This is a genomic window from Halorubrum cibi (assembly GCF_900182635.1).
GTDB lineage: Archaea > Halobacteriota > Halobacteria > Halobacteriales > Haloferacaceae > Halorubrum > Halorubrum cibi.
On sequence record NZ_FXTD01000002.1, the window covers coordinates 25495 to 50264 of the forward strand.

A 24770-nucleotide genomic window follows, 5' to 3' on the forward strand; every position below is an offset into this window, starting at 1 on the left:
GAACAACCACCGGATCGTTTATCACACGTCCGTGAGTCTCGGCGGTATGAGTTGGCAGGAAGCCGAGCGCCGGTTCGCGGACGACGCCGTCGCCCGCGAGACCCTCCCTCGCACGTTCGAGCGCTCCGCCGCCCGCAACGCCGACCGCGTCGCTCAGCGATACAAGGGCGGGATATATGACCGGTCACTCGTCGCCGCCGGCGTCCTCGATCCCGCGCCCGTCGGCGACTACGCCGACCTCACCTACGCGGAGATGCGGTCGATCGTTCGGAACCTCGCGACCGGGTTCCGCGAGATCGGCGTCGAGGACGACACTCGACTCGCGGTGTACGCACAGACGCGCATGGAGTGGGCACAGGTGGACTTCGCGGCGCTCGCGGCCGGCGCGGTCGTCACGACGGTGTACGCCTCCTCGTCGCCCTCGCAGGTCCGCTACCTGCTCGAGGACCCCGAAGCGACGGTCGTCGTCGTCGAGAACCGGGCGCTCCTGCGGGAGGTGCTCGACGTCCGCGACGACCTCGCACACGACCTGGACGCGATCGTGACGATGGACGAACTCGTCGATGGCGACGACAGCGACACCGACGAGAGCGCCGATGGAGACGACGACGTCTACACCCTCGGCGAGGTCCACGGACTCGGCGCGGACGCGTTCGACGAGGAAACCTACGACTCGTGGCTCGACGCGACCGCCGTCGACGACCTCGCGAGCCTCATCTACACCTCCGGGACGACCGGGGAACCGAAGGGGGTCCGGCTCACCCATGGGAACTTCCGCTCGAACGTGAACCAGTGTTACAAGCGCTTCGCGGACCGGCCCGACCGCGACGAGGGGGTACCCGGGATCTCCGCGGAGACGACGACCCTCTCGTTTCTCCCGCTCGCGCACGTCCTCGAGCGGCTCGCGGGCCACTACATGATGTTCGCGGCCGGCGCGACCGTCGGCTACGCCGAGAGCCCGGACACGCTCCGGGAGGACTTCGGGCTCGTCCGGCCGACGACGACGACCAGCGTCCCGCGGGTCTACGAGAAGCTCTACGACGCGATCCGCGAGCAGGCGTCGGCGTCGCCGGTGAAAGAACGGATCTTCGAGTGGGCCGTCGACGCGGGGAAGCGACACCACGCGGCCGACGACCCCGGCCCGGTTCTCGACGCGAAGCGGGCGCTCGCCGACCGGCTGGTCTTCTCGTCGGTGCGGGAGGCGATCGGCGGGAACGTCGACTTCTTCATCTCCGGCGGCGGGTCGCTGTCGGCGGAGCTGTGCGCGCTGTATCACGCGATGGACCTCCCGATCCTCGAGGGGTACGGGCTCACGGAGACGTCGCCTGTGATCTGCGTCAACCCCCCCGAGGAGCCGAAAGTGGGGACCATCGGACCGCCGGTCGTCGACACCGAGGTCGCGATCGACGGCCGCGTCGTCGGCGAGGAGGTCGCGGACGTCCCCGGCGACGTGGGGGAACTGCTGGTTCGCGGCCCACAGGTGACGGCGGGGTACTGGAACAGACCGGACGCAACCCGCGAGGCGTTCTCGGCACACGACGCGCTCCCCGCGGACGCGACGGTGGCGGGCACGCCGCCGGGAGAGCGCGACGGCGACCCCGAAGATCCGTGGTTCCACACCGGCGATATCGTCCAGCTCCGTCCCGACGGGTACGTCGCGTTCCGCGAACGGGCCAAACGGTTGCTCGTGCTCTCGACGGGAAAGAACGTCGCGCCCGCGCCCATCGAGGACCGCTTCGCCGCGAACGAGTTGGTCGAGCAGTGCGTCGTGCTCGGCGACGGCCGCAAGTTCGTCTCGGCGCTCCTCGTTCCGAACTTCGAGGCGGTCGAGACGTGGGCCGACGACGAGGGGATCGATCTCCCCGACGATCGGCGGGGGATCTGTCGGGACGAGCGCGTCCGCGACCGGTTCCGGACCGAGGTCGACGCGGTGAACGAGGCGTTCGAGCCCTACGAACGGATCAAGCGGTTCCGGTTGGTCCCCGAGGAGTTCTCCGAGGAGAACGATCTCCTCACGCCCACGATGAAGAAGAAGCGTCGGAACATCCTCGACCGGTTCGCCGACGAGATCGAGATGATATACGACGAGGAGTAGGGGGTCGAGCGCCTCGAGGCGAACGCCCGACGTTCCATGCTGTTCGTCACGGCAGCGAGCGAGTTTTTCGCACCGATCGCATAATTTCATCCTTGTTATACATATCTAAATTTATCATACTTTCACAAGGCTCGAACCGGAACGTCGCCGACGATGTCCACGATCCGAAACGCCGTCGATTCGGTCCGACGCACCGCGTCGACAGCTACGACCCACGTCGTCGAGGCGGCGACCGTGCTGTTGGTGGGCCTCGGGCTCGCCGGCTGGTCGCTGTTCTGGTCGCGGGTCGGTCGGATGCACTACGCCCAGGGTGATCTCGTCTCCGCGGCGTTCACGACGACCGTCTTCGTTCTCCCCGCGATCGGGGCCTTCGTCTGGTACGTCGCCACGTCGCTCGACGTCGACACAGGGCCGACAGAGATCGACGTGAACGTGATCGGAGGCTGATCGCCTCGCGGGGGGCGAACCCGTCCGACTCGTCCCCGGCGGACCCGCGGATCCGCTGACGGCACATTCAAGCCTTCGGCTCGCGGAGCACTCGCCAGTGAGCCGGGGACTCCTCGTGGCGCTGTTCGGCGATCCGTTCGCGGTGATGAACACGATCGGGCTCGTCGCGTTCGCGCTGGTCGGGTCGACGAAGGCGATCCGCGAGGAGTTCGACCTGTTCGGGATCGCGATCGTCGGGCTGGCGATGGCGTTCGCCGGCGGGGCGACGCGGGACCTCCTCGTGATGCGAACGCCGCTGGCGCTCCAGTCGCCCGTCGAGATCGCGCTCGGACTGCTCGGCGTCGCCCTGGCGATCGGGTTGCGGGCCGTGCTCGCCGCGCCGGACACGCACCCGATAACGCTCGTGTCGGACGCGATCGGGCTCGCCGCGTTCGCCACCACGGGGGCGATCGTCGCCGCGGACGCGGGCGTCTCCGCGTTCGGCGTCGTCGCGATCGCGACGATAAACGCGGTCGGCGGCGGCGCGTTCGCCGACCTGCTTCTCGACCGCGCCCCGTTCATCCTCTTCGAGGACTTCTACGCGAGCTGTGCCGTATCGGGCGGGATGGTCTACGTCGCCGCCGGAGCCGTCGGAGTCGCCGGCGGTACCGCCGCCGCCCTCTGTGCGGCCGTCACCGTCGTCACGCGGCTCGCGGCCGTCACTTACGGCTGGGAACTCCCCGCCGCCGACGACCTGGAACCGCCGGGGCGCTGACGCTCGCCGGTCGGCTCCCCGAACGCGTAGACGGTGTTGTGACCGGTCACCTCGACGGTGAGGAAGTCGCCGACCTCGACCCCGCGATCGGTCGCGCTCTGGACGATTATCTGCCGGTAGGCGGAGTCTCGACACTTCACCGAGTCGCCCGTTCCCTCCTCAACGACGAGCGCCTCGAACTCGTCGCCGACCATCGACTCGTACGCCTCGCCGACGACCTCCATCTTCAGCTCCGACATCGCCTTCGAGCGCTCCTTTTTCACCGTCCCGCCGAGCCCCTTCATCTCGGCGGCGTCGGTTCCGGGCCGCTTCGAGAAGCGAGTGACGTTGATCTTCTCGGGGCGGACCTCGGAGAGCAGATCCATCGACGCCTCGTGGTCGGCCTCGTTCTCGGTCGGGAAGCCGACGATGAAATCCGTCGAGAGCGTCCAGTGGTCGAGCCGGTCGTCGAGGGCCGCCACGACCTCGCGGAACTTGTCGACGCGGTGTTGCCGGCGCATGTCCGCGAGCACGTCGTCGGAGCCGGACTGTACCGGGGCGTGGATGAAGTCGTACAGCTTCTCGTTTCGCGCGAAGACGTCGGCGAGCTCCTCGTGGATCCCGTGGATCCCGCCGGGGTTCGCCATCCCGAGTCGGACCCGGAACTCGCCGTCGATGGCGCAGATCCGGTCGAGCAGCTCGGGGAGCTTCCGGTCGCCCGTGTCCCAACCGTAGACGCCGGTGTCCTGTCCGGTGACGCGGATCTCCTTCGCGCCGGCGTGTACCAGCGCGCGGGCCTTCTCGACGTTCTCCTCGATCGACGGGGAGTCGACCCGGCCGGTCGCGAACTTGGTGATACAGTACGAGCAGTTGCTCATGCAGCCGCGCGCGATGGGGAGGATGCCGATCACGCCGTCGAGGATCGGCTCCGTGTCGGGGGTGTGGGTGGGACACTCGCCGTTGAGCACGTGTTCGGGTACCTCGTCCCAGTGGAGCACCTCGGCGTCGATGCCGGCCTCGCGGAACTCCTCGCCCTGCGCGAGCGCCATACAGCCGGTGACGACGAGTTCGGCCGTCTCCTCGGCCAGCTCCTCGGCGCGCCGGAGCATGTTGCGCTCGGTCTTCTCGACGACCGTACAGCTGTTGAGAATGGCGACGTCGGCCTCCTCGGGACCGTCCGCGGGGCGGTGGCCGCCGTCGCGGAGGGCGCGCTCGATCGCGCGGCTCTCGCCCCGGTTGGACGTACAGCCGTACGTCTCGATGTGGTACGTCGCCATCGGTTACCCGTCATACCCGGCGGGCGGGCAAAAGGGCGACGGATCGGCGAACGAAGGCGATGGCGGACGTATCCGAGTGACGGTCAGTCCTCGGCGACGACCGCGGACGGTGCGGGACCGCGAGCGGACTCCGCGTCAACGGAATCGGCGGGTTCGTACACCGATCGACGCGCGTCGGTGGGGCAGAAGCCCTCCTCGACGAGGTCGGCCTCGGCGAGCTTCTCGATGGCGAACCGGACCGTACGCGTCGAGAGTCGGGTCTCCTCGGCGAGCCCGGTCTGGTCGAACCGCCCCTCGGCGTCCAGCACGTAGTACACGAGCTTGGCGCTCGGCGGGAGCGGTTCGAGCCGTTCGCGCGCGTCGTCGTCCATACCGATCGGTGGGGCGAGCCGGCCATAACCGTGGTCCGGGTGTGCGTAGGCTGCGCACGTCCGATGGTGGCTATCCCGAGCCCGCGGCTCACTCCGTTCGCGGACGCTATCCGTCGGTTCGGAACTCGAAGCGCGCCCCCGATTCATTTCCGTTCTCGTCCGCGTCGTCTCCGCCCTCACCGACCGCGATCCGCCACCCGTGTGCGTCGGATATCTCCCTGACGATCGCCAGTCCGAGCCCGGAGCCGTGGTCCGCGCTCGAGACGCCGTACTCCATCGCCTGATCGGGATCGACCCCGTCGAACCCCGGTCCGTCGTCGGCGACGAAGAAGCCGTCCGGCAGCGGTCCGACGGTCACGGTGACGTCCGGGTCGCCGTCCGATTCGGGTGAGATCCGGCTGCCAGTCGAACCGTGTTCGACGCTGTCGTCGGCCGTAGGCCGACTGCTCGTGGAATGGTTCGAAAACTCCGAGGAGGAGTTTTCGTCATCACGAGAGACGGCGACGCCGTCTCTCGAACGACCGTGTTCCACGCTGTTCCGAAACAGGTTCTCGAACATCGTCCGGAGTCGCTCGGGGTCGGCGTGAACGGTCGCGTTTCCGGTTTCGACCTCCAGAGCGACGCCGTCCGTATCGACGGTCCTCCACGCCTCCCGAGCGGCGTCGGCGAGCGCGACCGGCTCCGGTTCGTCGACCGTCCTCCCCTCCCTGGCGAGCGCGAGGAGGTCGTCGATCAGCTCGCCCATCCGCGCGTGGGCGTTCTCGATCCGGTCGATCTGTTCGTGGACCTCGTCGGCGTCGTCGTCGATCAGCGCACGGAGGAGCTCGACGCGCCCGCTCGCGACCGTGAGCGGATTTCGGAGGTCGTGTGAGACCACGCCCGCGAACTTCTCGAGGCGGTCGAGCTCCCGTTGGAGCGCGGCGTCGCGCTCGCGGAGCTGTTCGGTCCGTTCGGCGCGGTCCAGCGCGGTGGTCACGTTCGCGGCCAACACCCGCGCGAGCTGGACGCCCGTGTCGTCGAAGAAGTTCGGGTCGGGCGAGCCGAGCGGCATCACGCCGTGACCCCCGAGGGACACGACGAGCAGGCTCCGGAGGTCGCCGTACCCCACGCTCGTCTCCTCGTTTCGGAGATCGTCCACGACGACCGTCTCGTCGCGATCGTACGCGTCCCACACCAGCCCGTCGCCCGGACCGAACGGCGGCCGCTCGCCGAACACCGCGGTCGCCTCCTCGCTTATCGCCGTGGGTCGAAGCGTCCCCGAGTCGGGGTCGTACAGCCGGATCCCGCTGGCGGGGAATCCGAGCGTGTCGATCGCGGTCCGCGTCGCGATCTCGGCGACCGTCTCGCGGCCCTCGCCGGAGAACATCTCCCGCGTCGCCTCGTGGAGCCGGCGGAGGGTCCGCTCGATCCGCTTCTGTTCGTCGATGTCGGCGTACACCAAGTGGAGAAGCACCTCGTCGTCGCGCTCCGTGGGGATCGCGTTCAGGATGAAGTCCCTGACCCCCGACGACGTCCGGCGCTCGACCTCCGTCCGGATCGGGTCCAGATCGGTGTCGGACCAGTCCGGCTCGATCGAGTCGACGCCGTCGGGGACGATCCTCGCACACATCTCCTCGTACGTGACCTCGCCGGCCGCACAGCCGAACGTCGATTCGAACGCGTCGTTCGTCGCGTCGAGCGTGCGCGCTCCCGATCCGTCGATAGCGAGCCGTGCGACCGGCGAGGGGACGTTGTCGAAGAGCGCCGCGAGCCGGTCGCGCTCGGCCCGGAGCGCCCCCTCCGTTTCGATCTGCTCCATCGCCTCCGCGGCGTGTGCGGTGACCAACTCCGCGAACTCCACGTCCCGTTCGTCGAACGTGGCCCGTCCGCTGGAGATCGCCTGGAAGTTCCCGTACCCGCCGATCGGCACGCTGATCGCCGATTCGATGTCGTCGGCGACGGGGTCGGCGTCCGGCGACCTTTCGACCTCCTCGACGAGGAACGTCCGCTCCTCCGCCACGGTTCGACCAGCGATCCCCTCGCCGAGTTCGAACCGGCGCACGTCGTCCTCGGTGACGCCCTCCGAGAGCGCCGCCGGGTGGACGTACTCTCCCTCCCGTCGGGCGGTGAGACAGCGGTCGAACTCGAGGACCTCGGACGCGACGTCGATGACCCGCTCGAACACCTCCTCGACGGTGTCGACACAGGAGAGTTCGGTCGCGAAATCGTGGATCGCGGTCACCTTCCGGTTGACTTCCCGCAGGTCCGATTCGGCCTGTCGACGGGAGAGCGCGTTGTCCACGCGGTTCGCGAGCATCTCGTACCCGTCCGCGCCGCCCTTCTGGAGGTAGTCCGTGACGCCGGCGGAGATCGCCTCGCTCGCGATCTCCTCCGACCCCTTCCCCGTGAACAGCAGGAAGGGAACCTCGCCTATCTCGGAACGAACCGTCTCGAGGAGTTCCAACCCGGTCGATTCCGGCATGTCGTGATCGCTGACGACGCAATCGATCGGCCGCTCCCGGAGCCGCTCGAGCGCCGCGGTCGGCGACGTCACCGTGATCGTCTCGATCCCGTCGAGGAGTCGTTCGAGATACGTCGCCGCCAGATCCGCCGCGCCGGGCTCGTCGTCGACGACGAGCACGACCTCCCGCCGGTCCGCGGTTCCCCCGTCCGTGACGACCGCGCCCCTCGCGTCGCTCGCGGGCCGCGTCGTGCGCTCGTTCCGGCTCCCGTCCCGCCCCCCCGTCGACTCCTCGGAGTCGCTCCCGGGGCGTGCTACCATACGAGCCGAAACAGGTCGTGTTTATTTGAAGTTTTTGTGAAAATATCAGAAATGATGGGGCCGCGTCCGAGTCGGCTGGAACGCCCTACAGGAAGCTCTCCACGTGGTCGGCGACCTCCTCGGGGGTGTCGCCGACGGGGACGCCCGCGTCGTTGAGCGCGTCGATCTTCGACTCCGCGGTGCCCGTCCCCGAGCCGGAGACGATGGCGCCCGCGTGGCCCATGCGCTTGCCCGGCGGGGCGGTTCGGCCGGCGATGAAGCCGGCGACCGGGGTGTCCATGTGCTCGCCGATGAACGCCGCGGCCTCCTCCTCGTCCTCGCCGCCGATCTCGCCGCACATCACGACCGCGTCGGTCTCGTCGTCGGCCTCGAACGCCTCGAGGGCGTCGATGAAGGAGGTGCCGATGATCGGGTCGCCGCCGATGCCGATGGCGGTCGTCTGGCCGATCCCGCGCTCGGTGAGGTTGTCGACGACCTGGTAGGTCAGGGTCCCCGAGCGGGAGACGAGCCCGACGTTGCCGTCGGCGAAGATGTTGCCCGGCAGGATGCCGAGCTTCGCCTCGCCCGGCGTGATGATTCCGGGGCAGTTCGGGCCGAGCAGCCGCGTGTCGGTCTCGGAGAGCCGCTTGTTCACCTTCGCCATGTCCTGGGTCGGGATCCCCTCGGTGATCGCGACCGCGAGGTCGAGGTCGGTGTCGAGCGCCTCGAAGACCGCGTCGGCGGCGAACGCCGGCGGCACGAAGATCACGGAGGCGTCGGCGTCCTCGGCCTCGACCGCCTCGTCGACCGTGTCGTACACCGGAACGCCGGCGGCCTCCTGGCCGCCCTTGCCGGGCACCGCGCCGGCGACGACGTTCGTCCCGTACTCGATCATCTGTTCGGCGTGGAACTTGCCTTCCCCGCCGGTGATCCCCTGGACCACCACGCGCGTGTCGTCGTCGACGAAAATGCTCATTGGGTCACCTCCTCGGCGTTTGCCACCGCACGCTGGACGGCGTCCTCCAGCGTCTCCTCGACCTCCACGAGTTCCGTGTTCAGGATCTCCATCCCCTCCTCGGCGTTCGTGCCGGCGAGCCGGACGACGACCTTCTTCGGGATCTCGTCGAACTGCTCTAAGGCCTCGTTGATCCCCTTCGCGACCTCGTCGCCGCGGGTGATCCCGCCGAAGATGTTGAAGACGACGCTGTCGACGTTGGGGTCGGAGAAGACCATGTCGAGCGCGTTCGCGACGCGGTCGGCCTTCGCGCCGCCGCCGATGTCGAGGAAGTTGGCGGGCTTCCCGCCGTAGTAGTCGACCAGGTCGAGCGTCGTCATCACGAGGCCCGCGCCGTTGCCGATGATGCCGACGTTGCCCGACAGGCGGACGTAGTCGAAGCCGTACTCGCCGGCCTTGCGCTCGAGGTCGTCCTCGTAGGACTCCTCGGCCATCTCGGCCAGCTCGGGCTGGCGGAACAGCGCGTCCTCGTCGACGTTCATCACGGCGTCGGCCGCGATCACGTCGCGGTCGCTCGTGATCATCACCGGGTTGACCTCGATCTCCGAGGCGTCGCTGTCCTCGTAGAGGTCGTACAGCGTCGAGAGGATCGACGCCACGTCGAGCGCCACGTCGGCGTCGACGCCGGCCTCGTAGACGACCTTGCGGGCCTGGTACGGATGGAGCCCGAACGCGGGATCGACGTGTTCGCGGGCGATCGCGTCGGGATTCTCCGCCGCGACCTCCTCGATGTCGACGCCGCCCTCGGTCGAGACCATCAGGACCGGCTCGCCCTCGCCGCGGTCCATCGTGACGCCGACGTACAGCTCGTCGACGAAGTCGACGCCCGACTCGACGAGGACCTTCTCGACGGTGTACCCCTTGAGGTCCATCCCGAGGATCCGCTCGGCGTACTCCTCGGCCTCCTCGCGGTCGGTCGCGATCTCGATCCCGCCGGCCTTCCCGCGTCCCCCGACGTGGACCTGTGCCTTGATCGCGGCCGGATACCCGATCTCGTCGACGGCGTCGAGGGCCTCCTCGACGGTCGTCGCGAGCCGGGAGTCCGGTACCGGGATCCCGGCGTCCGCGAAGATAGACTTCGCTTGATACTCGTGAAGTTTCATCCGTTTCGAAGAGCGGGCGACGCCGGCTTAAATGGTGCCGATTCCGGCTCGACGCGTCGCGGAACGCGTCTCAGTTCACTCCTCGTCGCCGAGGATGACGCGGTGGGTCATCGCCTCGGGGTCGAGCACCTCGTCGGCCTCCGCCTCGGTGAGGTACCCCTCCGCGACGGCGACCTCGCGGACGCTCTTGTCCTCGGCGAGCGCCTGCTTGGCCACCTTCGAGGCCTTGTCGTAGCCGATCGCGGGGTTGAGCGCGGTCGCGAGCGCCATCGACTGCTCGACGCGAGTCTCGCAGTGCTCCTCGTTCGCCTCCAGCTTCGCGACGAACTTCTCGCCGAACGTCTCGGCCGCGTTCGAGAGCAGCTCGGCCGACTGGAGGAAGTTGTGCGCGACGACCGGCTTGTACAGGTTCAAGTCGATCTCGCCGCGGGCCGCGCCCGCGGAGACGGCGGCGTCGTTGCCGACCACCTGCTTGTGGACCTGGTTGACCGACTCGGCGACGACCGGGTTGATCTTCCCGGGCATGATCGAGGAGCCGGGCTGGTTCTCCGGCTGTTCGACCTCGCCGAGTCCGTTTCGGGGGCCGGAGGCCAGGAGCCGCAGGTCGTTCGCGATCTTGTTCATGCTCCCGGCGACGGTGCGGAGCGCGCCGTGCGCCTCGGCCATCGCGTCGTGGGCGGCCTGCGCCTCGAAGTGATTGTCGGCCTCGCGGAAGGTCGTGTTCGTCTCCTCGGAGATGTACTCCGCCGCGAGCGCCGGGAACTCGGGGTGCGTGTTGAGTCCGGTGCCGACCGCGGTGCCGCCGAGCGCCAGCTCGCGCAGGTTCGGCTGGACGGCCTCGGCGCGTTCGATCCCCTTCACGATCTGCGTCCGGTAGCCACCGAACTCCTGGCCGAGCCGGACCGGCGTCGCGTCCTGGAGGTGGGTGCGCCCGGTCTTGACGACGCCGTCGAACTCGGCTTCCTTCGCCTCCAGTTCCGCGTGGAGCGTCTCGAGGGCGGGCACGAGGTCCTTCTCGACGGCCTCGAGGGCGGCGACGTGCATCGCCGTCGGGATCACGTCGTTCGAGGACTGCCCGTAGTTGACGTGGTCGTTGGGGTGGACGACGCGGTCGCCGATCTCCGCGCCCGCGATCTCGGCGGCGCGGTTGGCGATCACCTCGTTGGCGTTCATGTTCGAGGAGGTGCCGGAGCCCGTCTGGAAGACGTCGACGGGGAACTGGTCGTCGTGATCGCCCGCGATCACCTCGTCGGCGGCGGCGACGATCGCCTCCGCGGTGTCGTCGTCGACGAGCCCCAGGTCCCGGTTCGCCTGCGCGGCCGCCTTCTTCACCACGCCGAGAGCGCGGACGAACCGCCGTCCGAACCCGATCCCCGAGACGGGGAAGTTCTCGACGGCCCGCTGGGTCTGTGCGCCCCAGTAGGCGTCGGCCGGCACTCGCATCTCCCCGAGGCTGTCCTCCTCCGTGCGGTAGTCCTCATCCATACCTCAACCTTCCCCGGAGACGGAGTAAAAGCTACCTTTCCCGGCGTGGCCGCATCGCTTTTGTCGTCTCCCGTGGTAGGGCGAGCATGCGAGCTCACCTACTCCTCGCCGCCGGGATCCTCGGGCTGATCGAGGCGGTCGCGCCCGGTCCGCTCGTCCGAGTGCTCACCCGCGTCGCCTACCGAAACGCCGAGGACGCGGAGCCGAAGTCGTGGGTCCTCGCGGCCGCCCGGATCGAGGGAGCCGTGGTCGTCGCCGGCGCGCTCGTCGGGCTCTTCCGGCTCGCGAACGCCGACGGGTCGAAACCGAACGCGCGAGACGCCGGGAATTATCCGACCGATTCCGGATCATAATACCACGTTCGATCGTCTATCGACGGTCCCGGTACCTCGAGACGACGCACGTCGGTCCTCCCACCCGAAGATATATTTCACGCGACAGTCTGTCGTACTATCATGGCCGATCCCCTCCACCGGTCGGAGACCGTCCGGGACGACGGGATCCGAGTCCTCCACGTCGACGACGATCCGTCGTTCACCGAACTCGTCGCCACGTACCTCGAGCGTATCGACGACGCCTTCTCGGTCCGGTCGGAGACCACCGCGGCCGACGCGTTGGAGGCGCTCGAGGCGGGAGACGAACGGATCGACTGTATCGTCAGCGACTACGACATGCCGGGGACCGACGGACTGGAGCTCCTCGAGACGGTCCGCGAGCGAGACGTCGACGTCCCGTTCGTGCTGTTCACGGGGAAGGGAAGCGAGGAGATCGCGAGCGAGGCGATCTCCGCGGGCGTCACCGACTACCTCCAGAAGGACGGCGGCACCGACCAGTACACCGTGCTTGCCAACCGGGTGCGAAACGCGGTCGACCAGCACCGCTCCAAGCGGGCGCTTGCGGCGAGTCAGGACCGGCTCTCGCGGTTCATCGAGCAGTCGCCGCTCGGCACCATCGAGTACGACGAGACGTTCGAGATCGTTCGGGTGAACTCGATCGCCGAGGAGATAACCGGCTACGACGCCGAGGAGCTCGTCGGCGGCACGTGGATGCCGATCGTCCCCGAGGACCAGCGGCGTCGCGTGGCGGAGATCGAACGCGGTCTGCTCGCCGACCGCGGCGGGTACCGGAGCGTCAACGAAAACGTCACCCGCGACGGCGAGCGGATCCGGTGTGCGTGGCACAACCAGGTGGTGACCGACGACGACGGCGAGGTGATCCGGGTCTTCTCGCAGTTCGAGGACATCACCGAACGAGAGGAGCGGAAGCGCGAACTCGAGCGCACGAACGCCGTCCTCTCGACCGTGTTCGACACGCTCCCGCACGGCGTGCTCGTCGAGGACGCCGACCGGAACGTCCTCGCCGTCAACGACCGGCTGTACGACCTGTTCGACGTCGACGGCGACCCGGAGGAGGCGGTGGGTGCCGACTGCGAACGGTTCGCGATCGAGGTGAGCGACCGGTGTGCCGACCCGGAGGGGTTCGTCACGCGAATCAACGCGGTCGTCGAGGATCGAGAGCCGGTCTACGACGAGCGGTTGGACCTCGCCGACGGTCGGACGCTCCGTCGCACCTACCGACCGGTGGACCTCCCGCAGGGCGGGGGCCACCTCTGGCTGTATCGAGCGGCGGAGAGCGGAGACGACGGGAAGTGAGCGGAGCGCGGGGACCAGCCGGGGACCAGCCGAGTTCCGTCTCCCCTGTGAGTCGGGTCGCTACAGGTCCGAGAGCCGGATCCCGTCGTCGACGAGCCGGAAGTTGCGCTCGCGGTCGAGCTCGCCGGCGAGCCACTCGTGTTCGTACAGTTGCCCGATCAGCTCGACGTAGAGGTTCCGCCAGGCGATCGCGTAGATCGGCGACTGTCCCCACGCGCGGAGCTCGGGGACGAACTCGTGGTAGGTGCTCGCCTGCTCCTCCATGCGTTCGACCGCGTCGACGACGACCGCCGCCGCGTCCGCCGGGTCGCTCCCGCCGATCTCCTCGTTCAGCCGGGACTGGATCCCGGCGATGGCCCGCCGCATGTCCCGTTCGGCGGTCTCGTCTCCCTCCGGCAACGACTCGATGACCCCTCGCGGGACGCCTAACTCGATCTCGGGCATGCCACGGAGTCCGGCGTCAACGGACAAAAAGACACGGCTACCCGTTCGAGCCCGGATCGCCGACGGACGGTCCGGCGATTCACGGCGTCGGCGCGGCCTTCTGGAGGGCGGTCTCGGCGACGTTTCCGCCGTAGTCGGCCGACCGGAGGACGGAGTCGACCACGAGACCCAGAAGCTGTGCCCGCGTCGGGTCGAGCCCGCGGAGTAGCTCGTCGATGGCCCGCACGCGCTCGTCGATGGCCCGCACGCCGGTTCGCGCCTCGTTCGCCAGCCGGGTGGCCTCGTCGTTGTCCTCGGCGAACAGCGCGTCCATCGCGGTGTCGACGACCTCGACGGCGTCGCCGTGGAGGTCGTCGATGGCGTCGATCACGTCCTCGGGAAGCGGCTCCTCGATGTTCAGCGTCAGGTGGGCGATCTTGGTCGCGTGGTCGCCGATCCGCTCCAGCTGGCGGGCGCTCGAGTGGTAGTCGAAACACTCCTCGCGGGGGAGTCCGAGCTCCTCCGCGGCCTTCGGCGTCCGGAGGGTGGCCCGGAAGATCCGCGAGACGACGAGCCACAGCCGGTCGAGGTCGTCGTCGCGGCCGATCACGTCGCGTGCGAGGTCGTGGTCGAGCTCGGAGAGCGCCGTGATCGCGTCCTGGAGCATCGACAGCGAGATCAGCCGCATCCGGGTGACGGCGTTGTGGATCGACAGCTCCGAGGAATCGAGCAGGTCCCGGACCACGACGCGGTCGCGAGTCTCCTCCAGCACTTCGAGGCCGACGAGGCTCTGGACCGCCTCCCGGACCGTCGAGCGCTGTTCGGTGGTGATCTCGCCGCCCGTCAGTTCGATGACGTCGAACCCGCTGACGTACATCGTCGTCACCGCGCGGGTGAGGTCCTGACCGGTCAGGTCGGTGATCTCGAGGCTGCCTCGGGTCCGCTCCTCCTCCGAGCGCGGCGTGAGGAACAGCGAGTCGCCGTCGGGATAGAACTCGACTTCGGTGCCCGCGCCCACGTCGTTTTCGGTCGCCCAGGACTTCGGGATCGAGACCGTGTACGTCGAGCCGCCGGTGACTTGCACCTTCCGCGTTTCCATGTACGCGAGTTGTGGTCGCCTCGACTTAAGACTGTACTGGAAATATATAGTTCGATTCGAAAGGGCTTCCGCCCCACGCGTGGAGCGTCGCGAGACTGGATCATTTCGGATGAGGAAGTCGGTTGCTTTCTACCGAATACATATATTGAACCAGAGATATATATGAGCGTGATCGGCCCACGATCGACTCGTGACTGCGTGGTGATCGGCCTCCGATCGACGGTCACTGCCGACTGACGATCGTGACTGACCAACGATCGCGACAGCTCTGTCTCGATTCGCGGGCGTGTGAACGCGTGTCTCGGTGAAGAGAGTTGAGAAGAGTTAAATCGACCCCGTCGTAACGGGTGAACGCGCTCGGTTGGTGTAGTCCGGCCAATCATGTTGGCCTTTCGACGAACGCGGTACGTCGCCGTGCCGGTTCGGAAGACAGCCGACGACCAGGGTTCAAATCCCTGACCGAGCACTTCTCGCGCAGCCGACTTCGGAGCCGCCGGCTTCCTCCCCGTCGCCGACCGGAAGGACAAGAGTGACGACCCCGGCCGCCGAGGACCCAGGCATGAGCGACCGCGACCCAGCGACCGACGGCGGCGACGACGTCGATTCCGAAGACGCCCGATTCGAGACGCGGGCGATCCACGCCGGTCAGGATCCGGACCCTGAGACGGGCGCGCTGATGACGCCGATCCACGCCAACTCGACGTATAAGCAGGACGGTCCGGGCGACCACCGCGGCTACGAGTACTCCCGGACCGGGAACCCGACGCGAACCGACCTCGAGGAGAACCTCGCGGCGCTGGAATCGGGCAGTCACGCCCGCTGTTTCTCCTCGGGCATGGGCGCGATAAACACCGTCCTCAACCTGCTCTCGGCAGGCGATCACGTCGTCGCCGGCGACGACGTCTACGGGGGCACCCACCGGATCCTCACGCAGGTGTACGACAAGTACGACCTCGAGACCACCTTCGTCGACACCACCGACCACGACGCGGTCCGCGAGGCGATGGAGCCGAACACGGAGCTGGTCTGGGTCGAGACGCCCACGAACCCGCTGATGAACGTGAACGACGTCGGCGCGCTCGCCGACATCGCCCACGAGAACGACGCGCTGTGTGCGGTCGACAACACGTTCGCGACGCCGTACCTCCAGCGCCCGCTCGAGCACGGCGCGGACGTCGTCTGCCAGTCGCTCACGAAGTACCTCGGCGGCCACTCCGACACGATCGGCGGGGCGCTGATCGTCGACGACGCAGACCTCGACGAGGAGATCGGCTTCTATCAGAACTCGGTCGGCGCGACGCCCGGCCCGTTCGACGCGTTCCTCGTCCTTCGAGGCACGAAGACGCTCCCGGTGCGGATGGACCGCCACTGCGAGAACGCCGCCGAGCTCGCCGAGTGGCTCCAGGGCCACGACGACGTGAGCCGGGTCTACTACCCCGGACTCGAGTCGCACCCGCACCACGACCTCGCCGCCGAACAGATGGACGACTTCGGCGGGATGCTCTCCTTCGAGTTCGACGGCAGCCTCGAGCAGGCCTCGACGGTCGTCGAGGAGACGGAGGTGTTCACCCTCGCGGAGTCGCTCGGCGGCGTCGAGAGCCTCATCGAGCAGCCGGCCGCGATGACCCACGCCGCGATCCCTCGCGATGAGCGGCTCGCCGCCGGGCTCACCGACGGGCTGATCCGCGTCTCGGTCGGCATCGAGCACGTCGACGACATGAAGGCGGACCTCCAGCGAGCGTTCGACGCCGCACTGGAGTGAGCGGGCGGGCGTTCGGCCGCGTCCGATCCGGGCGGGGTGCTACTCGATGTCGACGCCGTCGGGGACGTCGACCGCCGCGTCGAGCGCGTCGGTGTGGTTCTGTGCGATCGCCGATCCGAGCGCGCCGAGCCCGCCAGTCGACCCGTCGAGCCAAGTGACCGCGCCGTTGGCCTCGAGGAATCCGGCGCGCCCCCGCTCGTCGTCGATCACGAGGACGCCGGCGAAGAGTCCGCCGACGCCCTCGGCGAGCGCGAGCGCGTACCCGCGACTCTCCAGTCCGTCGCGGTACCGCTCCATGCGCGCCCGCAGCGACTCGCGCTGGTCGGTCGTCAGCGGCTCGAAGTACCGATGAACGACGTCGTCGTCAGTCATCGCTTCTCCCCCGTCGGTTCGTCTCCCTCGTCCGTCGCGTCGAGCGTCCCCGCCCGCCGGAGCGGCCAGCCCTCCGGGAGGTCGATCCCGAGGAACGGCCGGCTCGAACCGGATTCACCTCGATCGGACGATCTCCGCTTTCTCGAGGGAGGCTCAGCCCGTTTCTCGTCGTCCGCCGATCGATCCGACCGCCGTCGGTCCGTTTCGGTGTCGTCATTGGTTCGCTCATCGTTCGCGCCGCTTCGTTCGCTCGACTGCTTCTCGCGTTCCTCGCGCCGTTCGCGTTCCTTGCGTTCCTCGCGCCGTTCGCGTTCCTCGCGTTCCTTCCGTTTCTGCTCCTCACGCTCCTGTTTTCGATAGTACTCCTCTTTCGGATCGACTCGTTCTCCGCTCGTCCCGTAGTCGTCCGGATCGGCCTCGCGGCCGGCTCCCGCCGGGGGGTCCTCGAGCGGCACGTGGACGTCGACGGTCCGGTGGTCCGGTTTCCTCCGCTCGAGGCCTTCGTCCGGGAGGTCGCCCGCCTCGAGGAAGTCGTACACCTCGAGGTCGAACTCGAGGGCGGTGTCGTCGCCCTCGCCGGGTTCCGTGACGAACAGCTGGATCCCGCGTTTCGTCCGTTTGGCCTCGAGTCCGACGTCGAGCGACACGGAGAGGTCGTTCGCGTGGTAGACGGGTAGGCTCACGTCCTCCGGAAATCGCCCGGACTCGACCATCCGTTCGAGCCGAGTTCGCCCGTTCAACAGCGCCTGCATCTCCGCCTCCGAGACCGCGTCGAAAAGCGACGTGAGGAAGTGTCTGAGCTCAGTCATTCGTCGTCCCCCTTGATCGTTGGATCTTCGGATCTCTCACGTGTCGCCTCCTCTCGACTCGTTTTCTCTCGTCTCGCTTCCTTGCGTTCCGCCTTCGCCCGCTTCGCTTTCTCTCGCTCCGTCGGCGTCGCTCCCGCCGCCTCGGAGTCGCCGTCGACGACGGTCGTCATCAGCGATCGCTCGAGCAGGTCCATCCCGGTCGAGCGGTTCTCCACCTCGGCGCGCATGGTGACGTCGAGATCGAACGTCGTCTTGGTCCGGCGCGCGAACGTCTCCGACTGTCCGGCGGGCGCGACGTGGAGCCGCTGCGGGCGCAGCGACGGCGACTTCGTGCGACCGGTGACTGCGTCCTCATCGTCGTCCTCGCGTTCGACGTCCTCGACGTCGACGATCCGCGCGGAGAACGTCTGTTCGATCTCGTGGACGACGAGTTCGGGCACTGAGAGGAACAACAACAGCGGGACCTCGAGCGTCTTCGGCCGCCGCCGCTGCTCGCCCGTCGCGTCGTCAACGTCCGTCGTCGCGTACTCGAACGACACCGTCGCGGGAGTCCCGTCGGACTCGAACCCGACCTCGCGGAGGAGGTCGATCGTCTCCGTCTGCGCCTGCGCGCTGGCGTCTATCGCCGCTATCAGCGGCGCGGAGAACAGCGTCGCGAGCGGGAGGTCAGCGAGCGTGTCGGTCGGGCTCACGCCGGGTCACTCCTCTTCGCCGTCGCCGTCGTCCGTCACGTCGGTGATCGTGGTCTCCAGCGCGGAGAACAGTTTGGAGACCCCTTCCGGCGGGTCGATGGATCCGGCCTCGACGTGGACGCGCTGGTCGTAGGTCCGCTCCACCTCCCGTCCGCGGCGAGTCGACGACTGATAGCTCATGTTGACCGACGTCTTCGTCTTTCCGTCGAGGAACCCGAGATCGAACCCGCCCTCCGACTGGTTGCTGAAGTCGAACTCGAACTCGCTGGAGCGCGAGTACGCCTCGACCGAGTTCAGCTTCACGTTGAAGTCGATCGTGACGGTCTCCACCTCGAAGTACGGGACGTGGATCAACAGAAGCAGCGGCACGGTCATCGTGTGGCTCTCGATCCGTTCGCTGCCGGTCTCCGGGTCGACTTCGCGGCGCTCGTAGGCGAAATCGACCGTCACCGGTTCCGCCTCGCCGACGACCGGTTCGGTGAACCCGACCGTCCGGATGAACTCCGCCGCGGTCATCGACGCGCTCGCGTTCGCCTCGACGGCGGCGCGCAACGGCGTCCCGATGACCTCCTCGTACGGTATCGATGCGAGCTCCGCCGGAAAGTTCGGACTAGGCATGGTACCACTACCCAATGTGAGTGTTTTAATATATACTTTACTATGATTTTAATAGACAATTAAAATCCGAACACGTGAATTCTTCTCCGGAGGGAGGAACCAGCCGACCGCGGACGATCCGCCGGTCCCGGTAGTCGGGGCCGCGGTGCCGAGCCTTTTGGTCCCCCTCGCCGTCTCCACGGCCATGACGGACCCGGACGTCGTCGTCCTGCGACAGAAGATCCACGGCATCGAGGGGAGCGACTACGCCGAGAGACTCCGCGATCGGCTCCCGGATCGCGAGGTCGCGCTCGCGCGGACGCCAGCCGAGGAGCGCGAGTACCTCTCGCGGGCGCGGGTCGCGACCGGCTTCGCGGCCGAGGAGGACGACCTCGCGGCCGCCGAGAACCTGGAACTCTTCGCCTGCGTGTACGCCGGGACGGGCCACCTCCCGCGCGAGGCGTTCGAGGAGCGCGGGGTCGCGGTGACGAACGCCTCCGGCGTTCACGGGCCGAACATCGCCGAGTACGTCGTCGGCGCGATGATCGGCCACGCCCGCGGGTTCCACCGCGCCCAGCGCCAGAAACAGCGCCGCGAGTGGCGCTCGTACCCCACGACCGAGGTGTACGGTTCCCGCGTCGCCGTCGTCGGTCTGGGCGCGATCGGCGAGACGATCGTCGACCGGCTCTCCGCGTTCGACGTCGAGACGGTCGGCGTCCGCTACACGCCGGAGAAGGGCGGTCCGACGGACGAGGTCGTCGGCTTCGACCGGATCCACGAGGCGGTCGCCGACGCCGAGTACGTCGTGCTCGCCTGTCCGCTCTCGGACGCGACGGAGGGACTGGTCGACGGCGACGTCCTCCGGACCATGCGCGCGGACGCCGTGCTCGTCAACGTCGCGCGCGGCCGCGTCGTCGACACCGACGCGCTCGTCTCAGCGCTCCGGAACAACCGGATCCGCGGGGCCGCCCTCGACGTGACCGACCCCGAGCCGCTCCCCGAAGACCACCACCTGTGGGGGCTCTCGGACGTCACGATCACGCCGCACAACGCCGGGCACACGCCCGAGTACTTCGACCGCCTCGCCGGCATCCTCGCGGAGAACCTCGATCGACTCGACGCGGGCGAGGAACTCCGAAATCGAGTGTTCTGAGCGGCCCTCGTCTGATCTGCCGTCCGGATCGTCGCTCAGAACGTGACTCGTCGGGGGTCCTCTTCGGTGAGCCGCCGCACGGTCAGGACGGGGACGCGACAGGTTCTGACGACGTTCTCGGCGACCGACCCGATGAGAAATCGGTTCTCCCCGTGTCGCCCGCGCGTCCCGGTGACCACGAGATCGGCGTCGATCTCGTCGGCGTACGAGACGATCTCCCTCGCCGGCCGTCCCTCGCGGACGCCGGTCACGACCTCGAGGTCGGCGTCGCGCTCCGTGCCGCTCTCGACCACGTTCGCGAGCGCCCGTTCCCCGTGGTCGTCGAGCGCGTTTCGGAGGTCCTCGCGCACCTCGTCGGGCGACGACTCGACCTCGCCGGTGTCGAGGACGTACAGCGCGTGGACCGTCGCGTCGAAGCGAGCGGCCACGTCGACCGCGACGTCGACCGCCCGACCCACGCTGTCGGAGCCGTCCGTCGCGACCACGATCGTGTCGAACATGGCCGACGGTTCGCCGACGCGGAAGTTAAAAGGGGGCGGTCGCGGGATCGGCGACGGGTCGCGGGGCGGGGTCGGTGGCGCTCCGCGGGTCGAAGTCGAGACGGTCCGCCGGGACGGACTCGATCCGTCTCAGGCTAAGAAGACGTGCCGGGGTCGGTCCGCGAGGACCTCCCGTCCCCACTTGACCGTCTCGCGGAAGTCGTCGGATCCGAAGAACTCCATCGCGTCGTCCCTCGCGCGCCACTGGCTGGCGATGAACATGTCGTTCTCGTCCTCGACGTTCACCATCAGGTCCGTCTCGAGGTGACCGTCCATCCCGGCGAGCGCCTCGCCCACCTCGTCGAACGTGTCGGTGAAGTCCTCGCGGTGTTCGGGTTTGACGGTGTAGAACATACCCATCGTCCCGAAGCCGGACTCCTCGCCGGCGCGACCCACGACGTCCGGCAACTCCGAGAGGAACCCGGCGGCGGTCTCGGCCGCCGAGGCGGTCTCCCAGAGGGAGACGACCGCGGCGCGGTCGGTGGAACGACCCCCGTACACCGCGGTCTTCACGTGCGTACCGTAGTGGTCGAAGTTGGCGCGGAGGCCCTGGACCTCCTCGAACAGTTCGTCGGCGTCGGCCTCGCTGTACAGCACCGTCGCGAACACGTCCTCGCCGTGGGGCTTGCCGGCGTAGATGTCGAGATCGGCGAGTTCGCCGCGGATCTCGTCGGCGTCGGCGGACCCATCCGCGTCGCCTCCGCCGTCACCACCGCCGTGGTGTCCGTGAGTCGAGTCGTCTTCGCCGTGGTGGCCGTGCGCGTCGTCCCCATCGTGGTGGCCATGAGCCGAGTCGTCCTCGCCGTGGTGGCCGTGCGCGTCGTCCCCATCGTGGTGGCCGTGAGCCGAGTCGTCCTCGCCGTGGTGGCCGTGCGCGTCGTCCCCATCGTGGTGGCCATGAGCCGAGTCGTCCTCGCCGTGGTGGCCGTGCGCGTCGTCCCCATCGTGGTGGCCATGAGCCGAGTCGTCCTCGCCGTGGTGGCCGTGCGCGTCGTCCCCATCGTGGTGGCCGTGAGTCGAATCGCCCTCGCCGGTCGGGACCGCCTCGCCGGCCAGGTACGCGCCGAGGTCGGCCGGCGGGAACCGACGGCCGACGTAGAACTGCCCGAACTCGCCGTACCGCGAGGAGGCCTCGTCGAAGCGCATCTCGTAGACGATGTCCTTGATGTCGGTCGGGTCGGAACCGAACAGCGTCACACCCCACTCGTGGTCGTCGAAACCGACGGAGGAGGCGATCACCTGCTTGATCTTCCCCGCGTACTCGCGGCCGGTGTCGCCGTGTCCGGACATCAACTCGGCGCGCTCCTCGAAGGAGAGGTCGTACCAGTTGTACTCCTCGCCGCGGCGCTTGCTCATCGGGTAGAAGGAGACGTACTCGTCGTCCGGCATCTCCGGTTTCAGCTTCCCCTCGATGTACCGGCGGAGTCCCTCGTCGACCGCCTCCTCGTCGCCCTCGAAGTAGTCGTCCGAGACGTACCCCGACACCTCGGTGACCGAGACGTACGACGACTCCTTCGTCGTGAACTCCGCGAGCGCGGTGTTCTCGAAGCCCCGCTCGATCGTCGACAGCTCGTCGAGCGTCGGGCGGAAGTGGATCGTGAGCAGATCCGCCTTGTGCCCGAGCACGGAGAAGAGCGCGGAGTCGCCGGCGTCGGCGGCCGCGAGCCTCTCACGGTGGAGCAGGTACGACCGGCCCTCCTCGACGGCGCGCTCCCGCTTCCGGTCGGGCGCGTCCCGCCACGCGTCCCAGTCGATCGACCGGAACTCGTGTAGCGCGAACCACCCTTCCTCCGTCGCTGGTGCCTCGACCATACCCGAGGTTGGGTCGCCGTGACTTAGGGGTTTTCGAGTCGGCGACGAGGTCGTGACGGGTCGACACCGACACCCCTTAGTCGGAGGGTCGCGACACGTGAACTCGAGGTGGGGTGGCAGAGCGGCCCATTGCGCCGGTCTTGAAAACCGGTAGCCTCACGGCTTCCTGGGTTCGAATCCCAGCCCCACCGTGAGCGCGTGACGCAGTTCTCGTCGCGCGCGTCTCGTGAAGCGGATTCGAATCAGAGAGCGGGAGGTGAGCGAGCGAACGGGAGCGACCGTGGTTCGAATCCCAGCCCCACCGTGAACGCGCGACGTGGTCCCGCGGTGCCGTCGTCTCCGATTCTGTGTGTAACTGGTAGTAGTTACGCCCGGCGGGGTTGACCCGGCCTCCTCGCAGTCGTCTGCGGAAGCGCCGTTTCGCCTGAACCGCGAGCGTACCGTCCTCGTTCGTCGACGTCCGGTAACACTCGCGTCCGGTGACGTATGGTATCAGGTGCCGCATTATCTTTAACAGGTTTCCGACCGATGTCGGAGGTAGGTGATACAGACATGAGCTACGAACTCGATCCGCTTCCGTACGATTACGACGCGCTGGAACCGCACATCTCCGAGCAGGTGCTCGAATGGCATCACGACACCCATCACCAGGGCTACGTGAACGGCTGGAACTCGGCCGAGGAGACGCTCGAGGCCAACCGCGAGGAGGGTGACTTCTCCTCGTCCGGCGGCGCGATCCGCAACGTGACCCACAACTCCTCGGGTCACATTCTCCACGACCTGTTCTGGCAGAACATGTCGCCGGAGGGCGGTGACGAGCCCGAAGGTGACCTCGCCGACCGCATCGAGGAGGACTTCGGCTCGTACGACGCCTGGAAGGGCGAGTTCGAGGCGGCGGCCTCCGCGGCGGGCGGCTGGGCGCTTCTCGTTTACGACACGTTCTCGAACCAGCTCCGCAACGTCGTGGTCGACAAACACGACCAGGGAGCGATCTGGGGCGGTCACCCGATCCTCGCACTGGACGTCTGGGAGCACTCCTACTACCACGACTACGGCCCGGCCCGCGGCGAGTTCGTCGACAACTTCTTCGAGGTCGTCGACTGGGAGGAGCCGTCCGCCCGCTACGAGCAGGCCGTCGAGCTGTTCGAGTAACCCGACAGCCGGAACGCGCCACCCCGCGCGTCGAATCCCGACGTTTTTTTCGAACCGCCACGGTCGCCAGCGGCGGCCGTTTGATCGTCCCCGAGTTCGTCGAGCGCGTCGAACATCGCCAGCGTTTACGCAACCGCACGCGTAGCCGACGGACATGCCGAGACCGAGATCCGCCTTCGAGGAGACCTTTCCGTGTGACTTCTACGAGCCCGCCGAGCTGTTCGATCCGGACCTGCTGTACACGATCCCGGAGATCGGGCGACTGCTCCAGGGGCTCGAGCCCGACGCCGAGATCGACGCGGACACCGAGGCCGTGCTGATCGACTGGGCGATCCCGTGGGTGATGGTCCACGCCGACGACATGGTCGTCGCCGAGCCGCCGACCGACGACAGTCCCGGATACTACGGGCTGGCGACGGATGCGGCCACCGGCTCTCCCGGCGACGATGCCGACGCCGCCGACGAACGGTGAGCGCGAACGCACGCGGCGAGGACCCGTCGGATCCGCCGACCCTGCTCGTCGCCGGCGGCGCGCGCGTCGACGCCGGGAAGACGACGTTCTCGACGGGGCTGCTCGCGACGCTCGCGGCGCGGGTCGGCGACGCGACCGGGGTGAAACCCCGCGCCGGAAACGATTACTGGTTCGACCAGGACGACGTCCGGATTGCCACCGGTTCCGGCCGACTGTACGGCAAGGACGCGCGAAAGCTCGCGGCCGCGAGCACCTGCCCGCTGGGCGCGTCGGGCGGTGAGGCCGTCGGTCACGACGAATCGCCCGCTCGCGGCGCGGTCACGCCGGAGTCGATCAACCCCCTCCACCGGCTGTGGCGACCGACGCCCGGCCGGACCGGAATGTTGGGAGAGTCGGATCGGACGTTCCTCTGTGACCGGGTCACGTCCCCGGCGGCCGACGGGGGCGGATCGCGGTTCGTGCTCAACGGCGCGGCCACGGACGCGGGGCTGATCCCGGAGACGCTCCGGGAACGTCTCCCGTTCGCCGACGCGGTCCGCGTCGATGACGTGGCCGAACTCGACGAGACGACCGCCGAGGCGTACCTCCCCGCGTTCGACCGGCTCGCGGAGCGCGTCGAGGACGCGGCCGTCCCGGTCGTCGTCGAGTCCTACGGGGACGTCGCTGCCCCGCTGTCCGTCGAGTACGACGCGGTCGCCGTCGTCGAACCCGGTAGGGCGCGGATCTACGCCGGCGACCGGTACCGCAAGGCCCGCGCGGTCGCCTCCGGCAGCCCGCGGGAGGGCAGCCTCGAGGAGCACACGGGAACGGTGACGGAGATGATCGAGCCGCTCGCGACGGCTCGGTTGCCCGCGCTGTCCGGCGGGGAGCGCGGCGATCCCGATGTCGTCGCGGATCGATACGAGCCGGCGTACGAGGCGCTGCTCGGGGCGGCAGCGACCGGAACGAAGGAGTAGGCCGATCCCGGCGT

23 protein-coding genes, 2 tRNA genes and 1 pseudogene are annotated in these 24770 nt (G+C 68.3%); 12 read left to right on the forward strand and 14 right to left on the reverse strand.

Annotation, left to right across the window (positions count from 1 at the left end; genetic code table 11):
- Positions 1–46: 46 nt before the first annotated feature.
- The 3 genes from FN829_RS02700 to FN829_RS02710 all read left to right on the forward strand — a co-directional run bounded on the left by FN829_RS02700 (position 47) and on the right by FN829_RS02710 (position 3296).
- Positions 47–2095, forward strand: a complete 2049-nt coding sequence (locus FN829_RS02700) for an AMP-dependent synthetase/ligase (protein WP_142985472.1) — start codon at positions 47–49, stop codon at positions 2093–2095.
- Positions 2096–2248: 153 nt separating this feature from the next.
- Positions 2249–2542 (forward strand): hypothetical protein, encoded by a 294-nt coding sequence (locus FN829_RS02705; protein ID WP_142985473.1) that lies wholly within the window; start codon positions 2249–2251, stop codon positions 2540–2542.
- A gap of 145 nt (positions 2543–2687) precedes the next feature.
- The gene (locus FN829_RS02710; protein ID WP_142985772.1) at positions 2688–3296 is read left to right on the forward strand and encodes a trimeric intracellular cation channel family protein; all 609 of its coding nucleotides are present in this window, start codon (positions 2688–2690) and stop codon (positions 3294–3296) included.
- Here the strand turns inward: FN829_RS02710 and FN829_RS02715 are convergent.
- The 6 genes and pseudogenes from FN829_RS02715 to FN829_RS02740 form a co-directional block, all read right to left on the reverse strand.
- On the reverse strand, positions 3245–4552 hold the full coding sequence (locus tag FN829_RS02715) for a tRNA (N(6)-L-threonylcarbamoyladenosine(37)-C(2))-methylthiotransferase (RefSeq protein WP_142985474.1): 1308 nt from the start codon (positions 4550–4552) through the stop codon (positions 3245–3247). The genes FN829_RS02710 and FN829_RS02715 overlap by 52 nt on opposite strands.
- 83 nt (positions 4553–4635) lie before the next feature.
- Positions 4636–4923, reverse strand: a complete 288-nt coding sequence (locus FN829_RS02720) for an ArsR family transcriptional regulator (protein WP_142985475.1) — start codon at positions 4921–4923, stop codon at positions 4636–4638.
- A 106-nt stretch (positions 4924–5029) separates the two neighbouring features.
- A complete protein-coding gene (locus FN829_RS02725) occupies positions 5030–7684 on the reverse strand; it encodes a GAF domain-containing protein (protein ID WP_142985476.1) in 2655 nt (884 codons plus the stop codon).
- A gap of 85 nt (positions 7685–7769) precedes the next feature.
- On the reverse strand, positions 7770–8639 hold the full coding sequence (gene sucD, locus FN829_RS02730; RefSeq protein ID WP_142985477.1) for a succinate--CoA ligase subunit alpha: 870 nt from the start codon (positions 8637–8639) through the stop codon (positions 7770–7772).
- A pseudogene (gene sucC, locus FN829_RS02735) lies at positions 8636–9787 on the reverse strand (ADP-forming succinate--CoA ligase subunit beta); the annotation flags it as partial. The pseudogene sucC and the gene sucD, both read right to left, overlap by 4 nt.
- Positions 9788–9856: 69 nt before the next feature.
- The gene (locus FN829_RS02740; RefSeq protein ID WP_142985479.1) at positions 9857–11266 is read right to left on the reverse strand and encodes a class II fumarate hydratase; all 1410 of its coding nucleotides are present in this window, start codon (positions 11264–11266) and stop codon (positions 9857–9859) included.
- Between the two features lie 86 nt (positions 11267–11352).
- Between FN829_RS02740 and FN829_RS02745 the strand changes: the two genes are divergently transcribed.
- Both FN829_RS02745 and FN829_RS02750 read left to right on the forward strand, forming a co-directional pair.
- Complete coding sequence (locus tag FN829_RS02745; RefSeq protein ID WP_142985480.1) at positions 11353–11619, forward strand: hypothetical protein; 267 nt, start codon at positions 11353–11355, stop codon at positions 11617–11619.
- A gap of 102 nt (positions 11620–11721) precedes the next feature.
- Positions 11722–12918 (forward strand): PAS domain-containing response regulator, encoded by a 1197-nt coding sequence (locus tag FN829_RS02750; protein ID WP_142985481.1) that lies wholly within the window; start codon positions 11722–11724, stop codon positions 12916–12918.
- Between the two features lie 60 nt (positions 12919–12978).
- Here the strand turns inward: FN829_RS02750 and FN829_RS02755 are convergent, their stop codons facing one another.
- Together FN829_RS02755 and FN829_RS02760 are read right to left on the reverse strand one after the other, a co-directional pair.
- Entirely contained in the window at positions 12979–13362 is a 384-nt protein-coding gene (locus FN829_RS02755; protein ID WP_142985482.1) for a hypothetical protein, read from the reverse strand.
- A 79-nt stretch (positions 13363–13441) separates the two neighbouring features.
- Positions 13442–14440 (reverse strand): phosphate signaling complex PhoU family protein, encoded by a 999-nt coding sequence (locus FN829_RS02760; protein WP_142985483.1) that lies wholly within the window; start codon positions 14438–14440, stop codon positions 13442–13444.
- 355 nt (positions 14441–14795) lie between these two features.
- Here FN829_RS02760 and FN829_RS02765 point away from each other — a divergent pair.
- Positions 14796–14906 (forward strand) — tRNA-Glu (locus tag FN829_RS02765).
- 93 nt (positions 14907–14999) lie between these two features.
- The gene (locus FN829_RS02770; RefSeq protein ID WP_142985484.1) at positions 15000–16202 is read left to right on the forward strand and encodes a cystathionine gamma-synthase; all 1203 of its coding nucleotides are present in this window, start codon (positions 15000–15002) and stop codon (positions 16200–16202) included.
- 39 nt (positions 16203–16241) lie between these two features.
- On the opposite strand, the gene FN829_RS02775 is transcribed toward FN829_RS02770, so the two are convergent.
- The 4 genes from FN829_RS02775 to FN829_RS02790 are packed head-to-tail and all read right to left on the reverse strand — an operon-like array spanning position 16242 to position 18693.
- Complete coding sequence (locus tag FN829_RS02775; RefSeq protein ID WP_142985485.1) at positions 16242–16574, reverse strand: hypothetical protein; 333 nt, start codon at positions 16572–16574, stop codon at positions 16242–16244.
- Positions 16571–17383 carry a hypothetical protein gene (locus tag FN829_RS02780; RefSeq protein ID WP_142985486.1) on the reverse strand — a complete coding sequence of 271 codons (813 nt, stop codon included), beginning with the start codon at positions 17381–17383 and terminating at the stop codon, positions 16571–16573. Before FN829_RS02780 ends, FN829_RS02775 begins: the two co-directional genes overlap by 4 nt.
- A complete protein-coding gene (locus FN829_RS02785; RefSeq protein ID WP_142985487.1) occupies positions 17380–18075 on the reverse strand; it encodes a DUF2589 domain-containing protein in 696 nt (231 codons plus the stop codon). Before FN829_RS02785 ends, FN829_RS02780 begins: the two co-directional genes overlap by 4 nt.
- Positions 18076–18081: 6 nt before the next feature.
- Complete coding sequence (locus FN829_RS02790; RefSeq protein WP_142985488.1) at positions 18082–18693, reverse strand: DUF2589 domain-containing protein; 612 nt, start codon at positions 18691–18693, stop codon at positions 18082–18084.
- Positions 18694–18877: 184 nt separating this feature from the next.
- Between FN829_RS02790 and FN829_RS02795 the strand changes: the two genes are divergently transcribed.
- Positions 18878–19825: a D-2-hydroxyacid dehydrogenase gene (locus tag FN829_RS02795; protein ID WP_142985489.1), complete on the forward strand. Its 948-nt coding sequence runs from the start codon at positions 18878–18880 to the stop codon at positions 19823–19825.
- A 35-nt stretch (positions 19826–19860) separates the two neighbouring features.
- On the opposite strand, the gene FN829_RS02800 is transcribed toward FN829_RS02795, so the two are convergent.
- Entirely contained in the window at positions 19861–20325 is a 465-nt protein-coding gene (locus FN829_RS02800) for a universal stress protein (RefSeq protein ID WP_142985490.1), read from the reverse strand.
- A 129-nt stretch (positions 20326–20454) separates the two neighbouring features.
- Positions 20455–22176, reverse strand: a complete 1722-nt coding sequence (locus FN829_RS02805) for a heme-binding protein (RefSeq protein ID WP_142985491.1) — start codon at positions 22174–22176, stop codon at positions 20455–20457.
- Positions 22177–22283: 107 nt separating this feature from the next.
- Between FN829_RS02805 and FN829_RS02810 the strand changes: the two genes are divergently transcribed.
- The 4 genes from FN829_RS02810 to FN829_RS02825 all read left to right on the forward strand — a co-directional run bounded on the left by FN829_RS02810 (position 22284) and on the right by FN829_RS02825 (position 24756).
- A tRNA-Ser gene (locus FN829_RS02810) sits at positions 22284–22367 on the forward strand.
- Positions 22368–22728: 361 nt separating this feature from the next.
- Positions 22729–23328 (forward strand): superoxide dismutase, encoded by a 600-nt coding sequence (gene sod, locus FN829_RS02815; protein WP_142985492.1) that lies wholly within the window; start codon positions 22729–22731, stop codon positions 23326–23328.
- Positions 23329–23482: 154 nt separating this feature from the next.
- The gene (locus FN829_RS02820; RefSeq protein WP_142985493.1) at positions 23483–23800 is read left to right on the forward strand and encodes a DUF5827 family protein; all 318 of its coding nucleotides are present in this window, start codon (positions 23483–23485) and stop codon (positions 23798–23800) included.
- The gene (locus tag FN829_RS02825) at positions 23797–24756 is read left to right on the forward strand and encodes an ATPase (protein WP_142985494.1); all 960 of its coding nucleotides are present in this window, start codon (positions 23797–23799) and stop codon (positions 24754–24756) included. The genes FN829_RS02820 and FN829_RS02825 overlap by 4 nt, the downstream gene beginning before the upstream one ends.
- Positions 24757–24770: the final 14 nt, after the last annotated feature.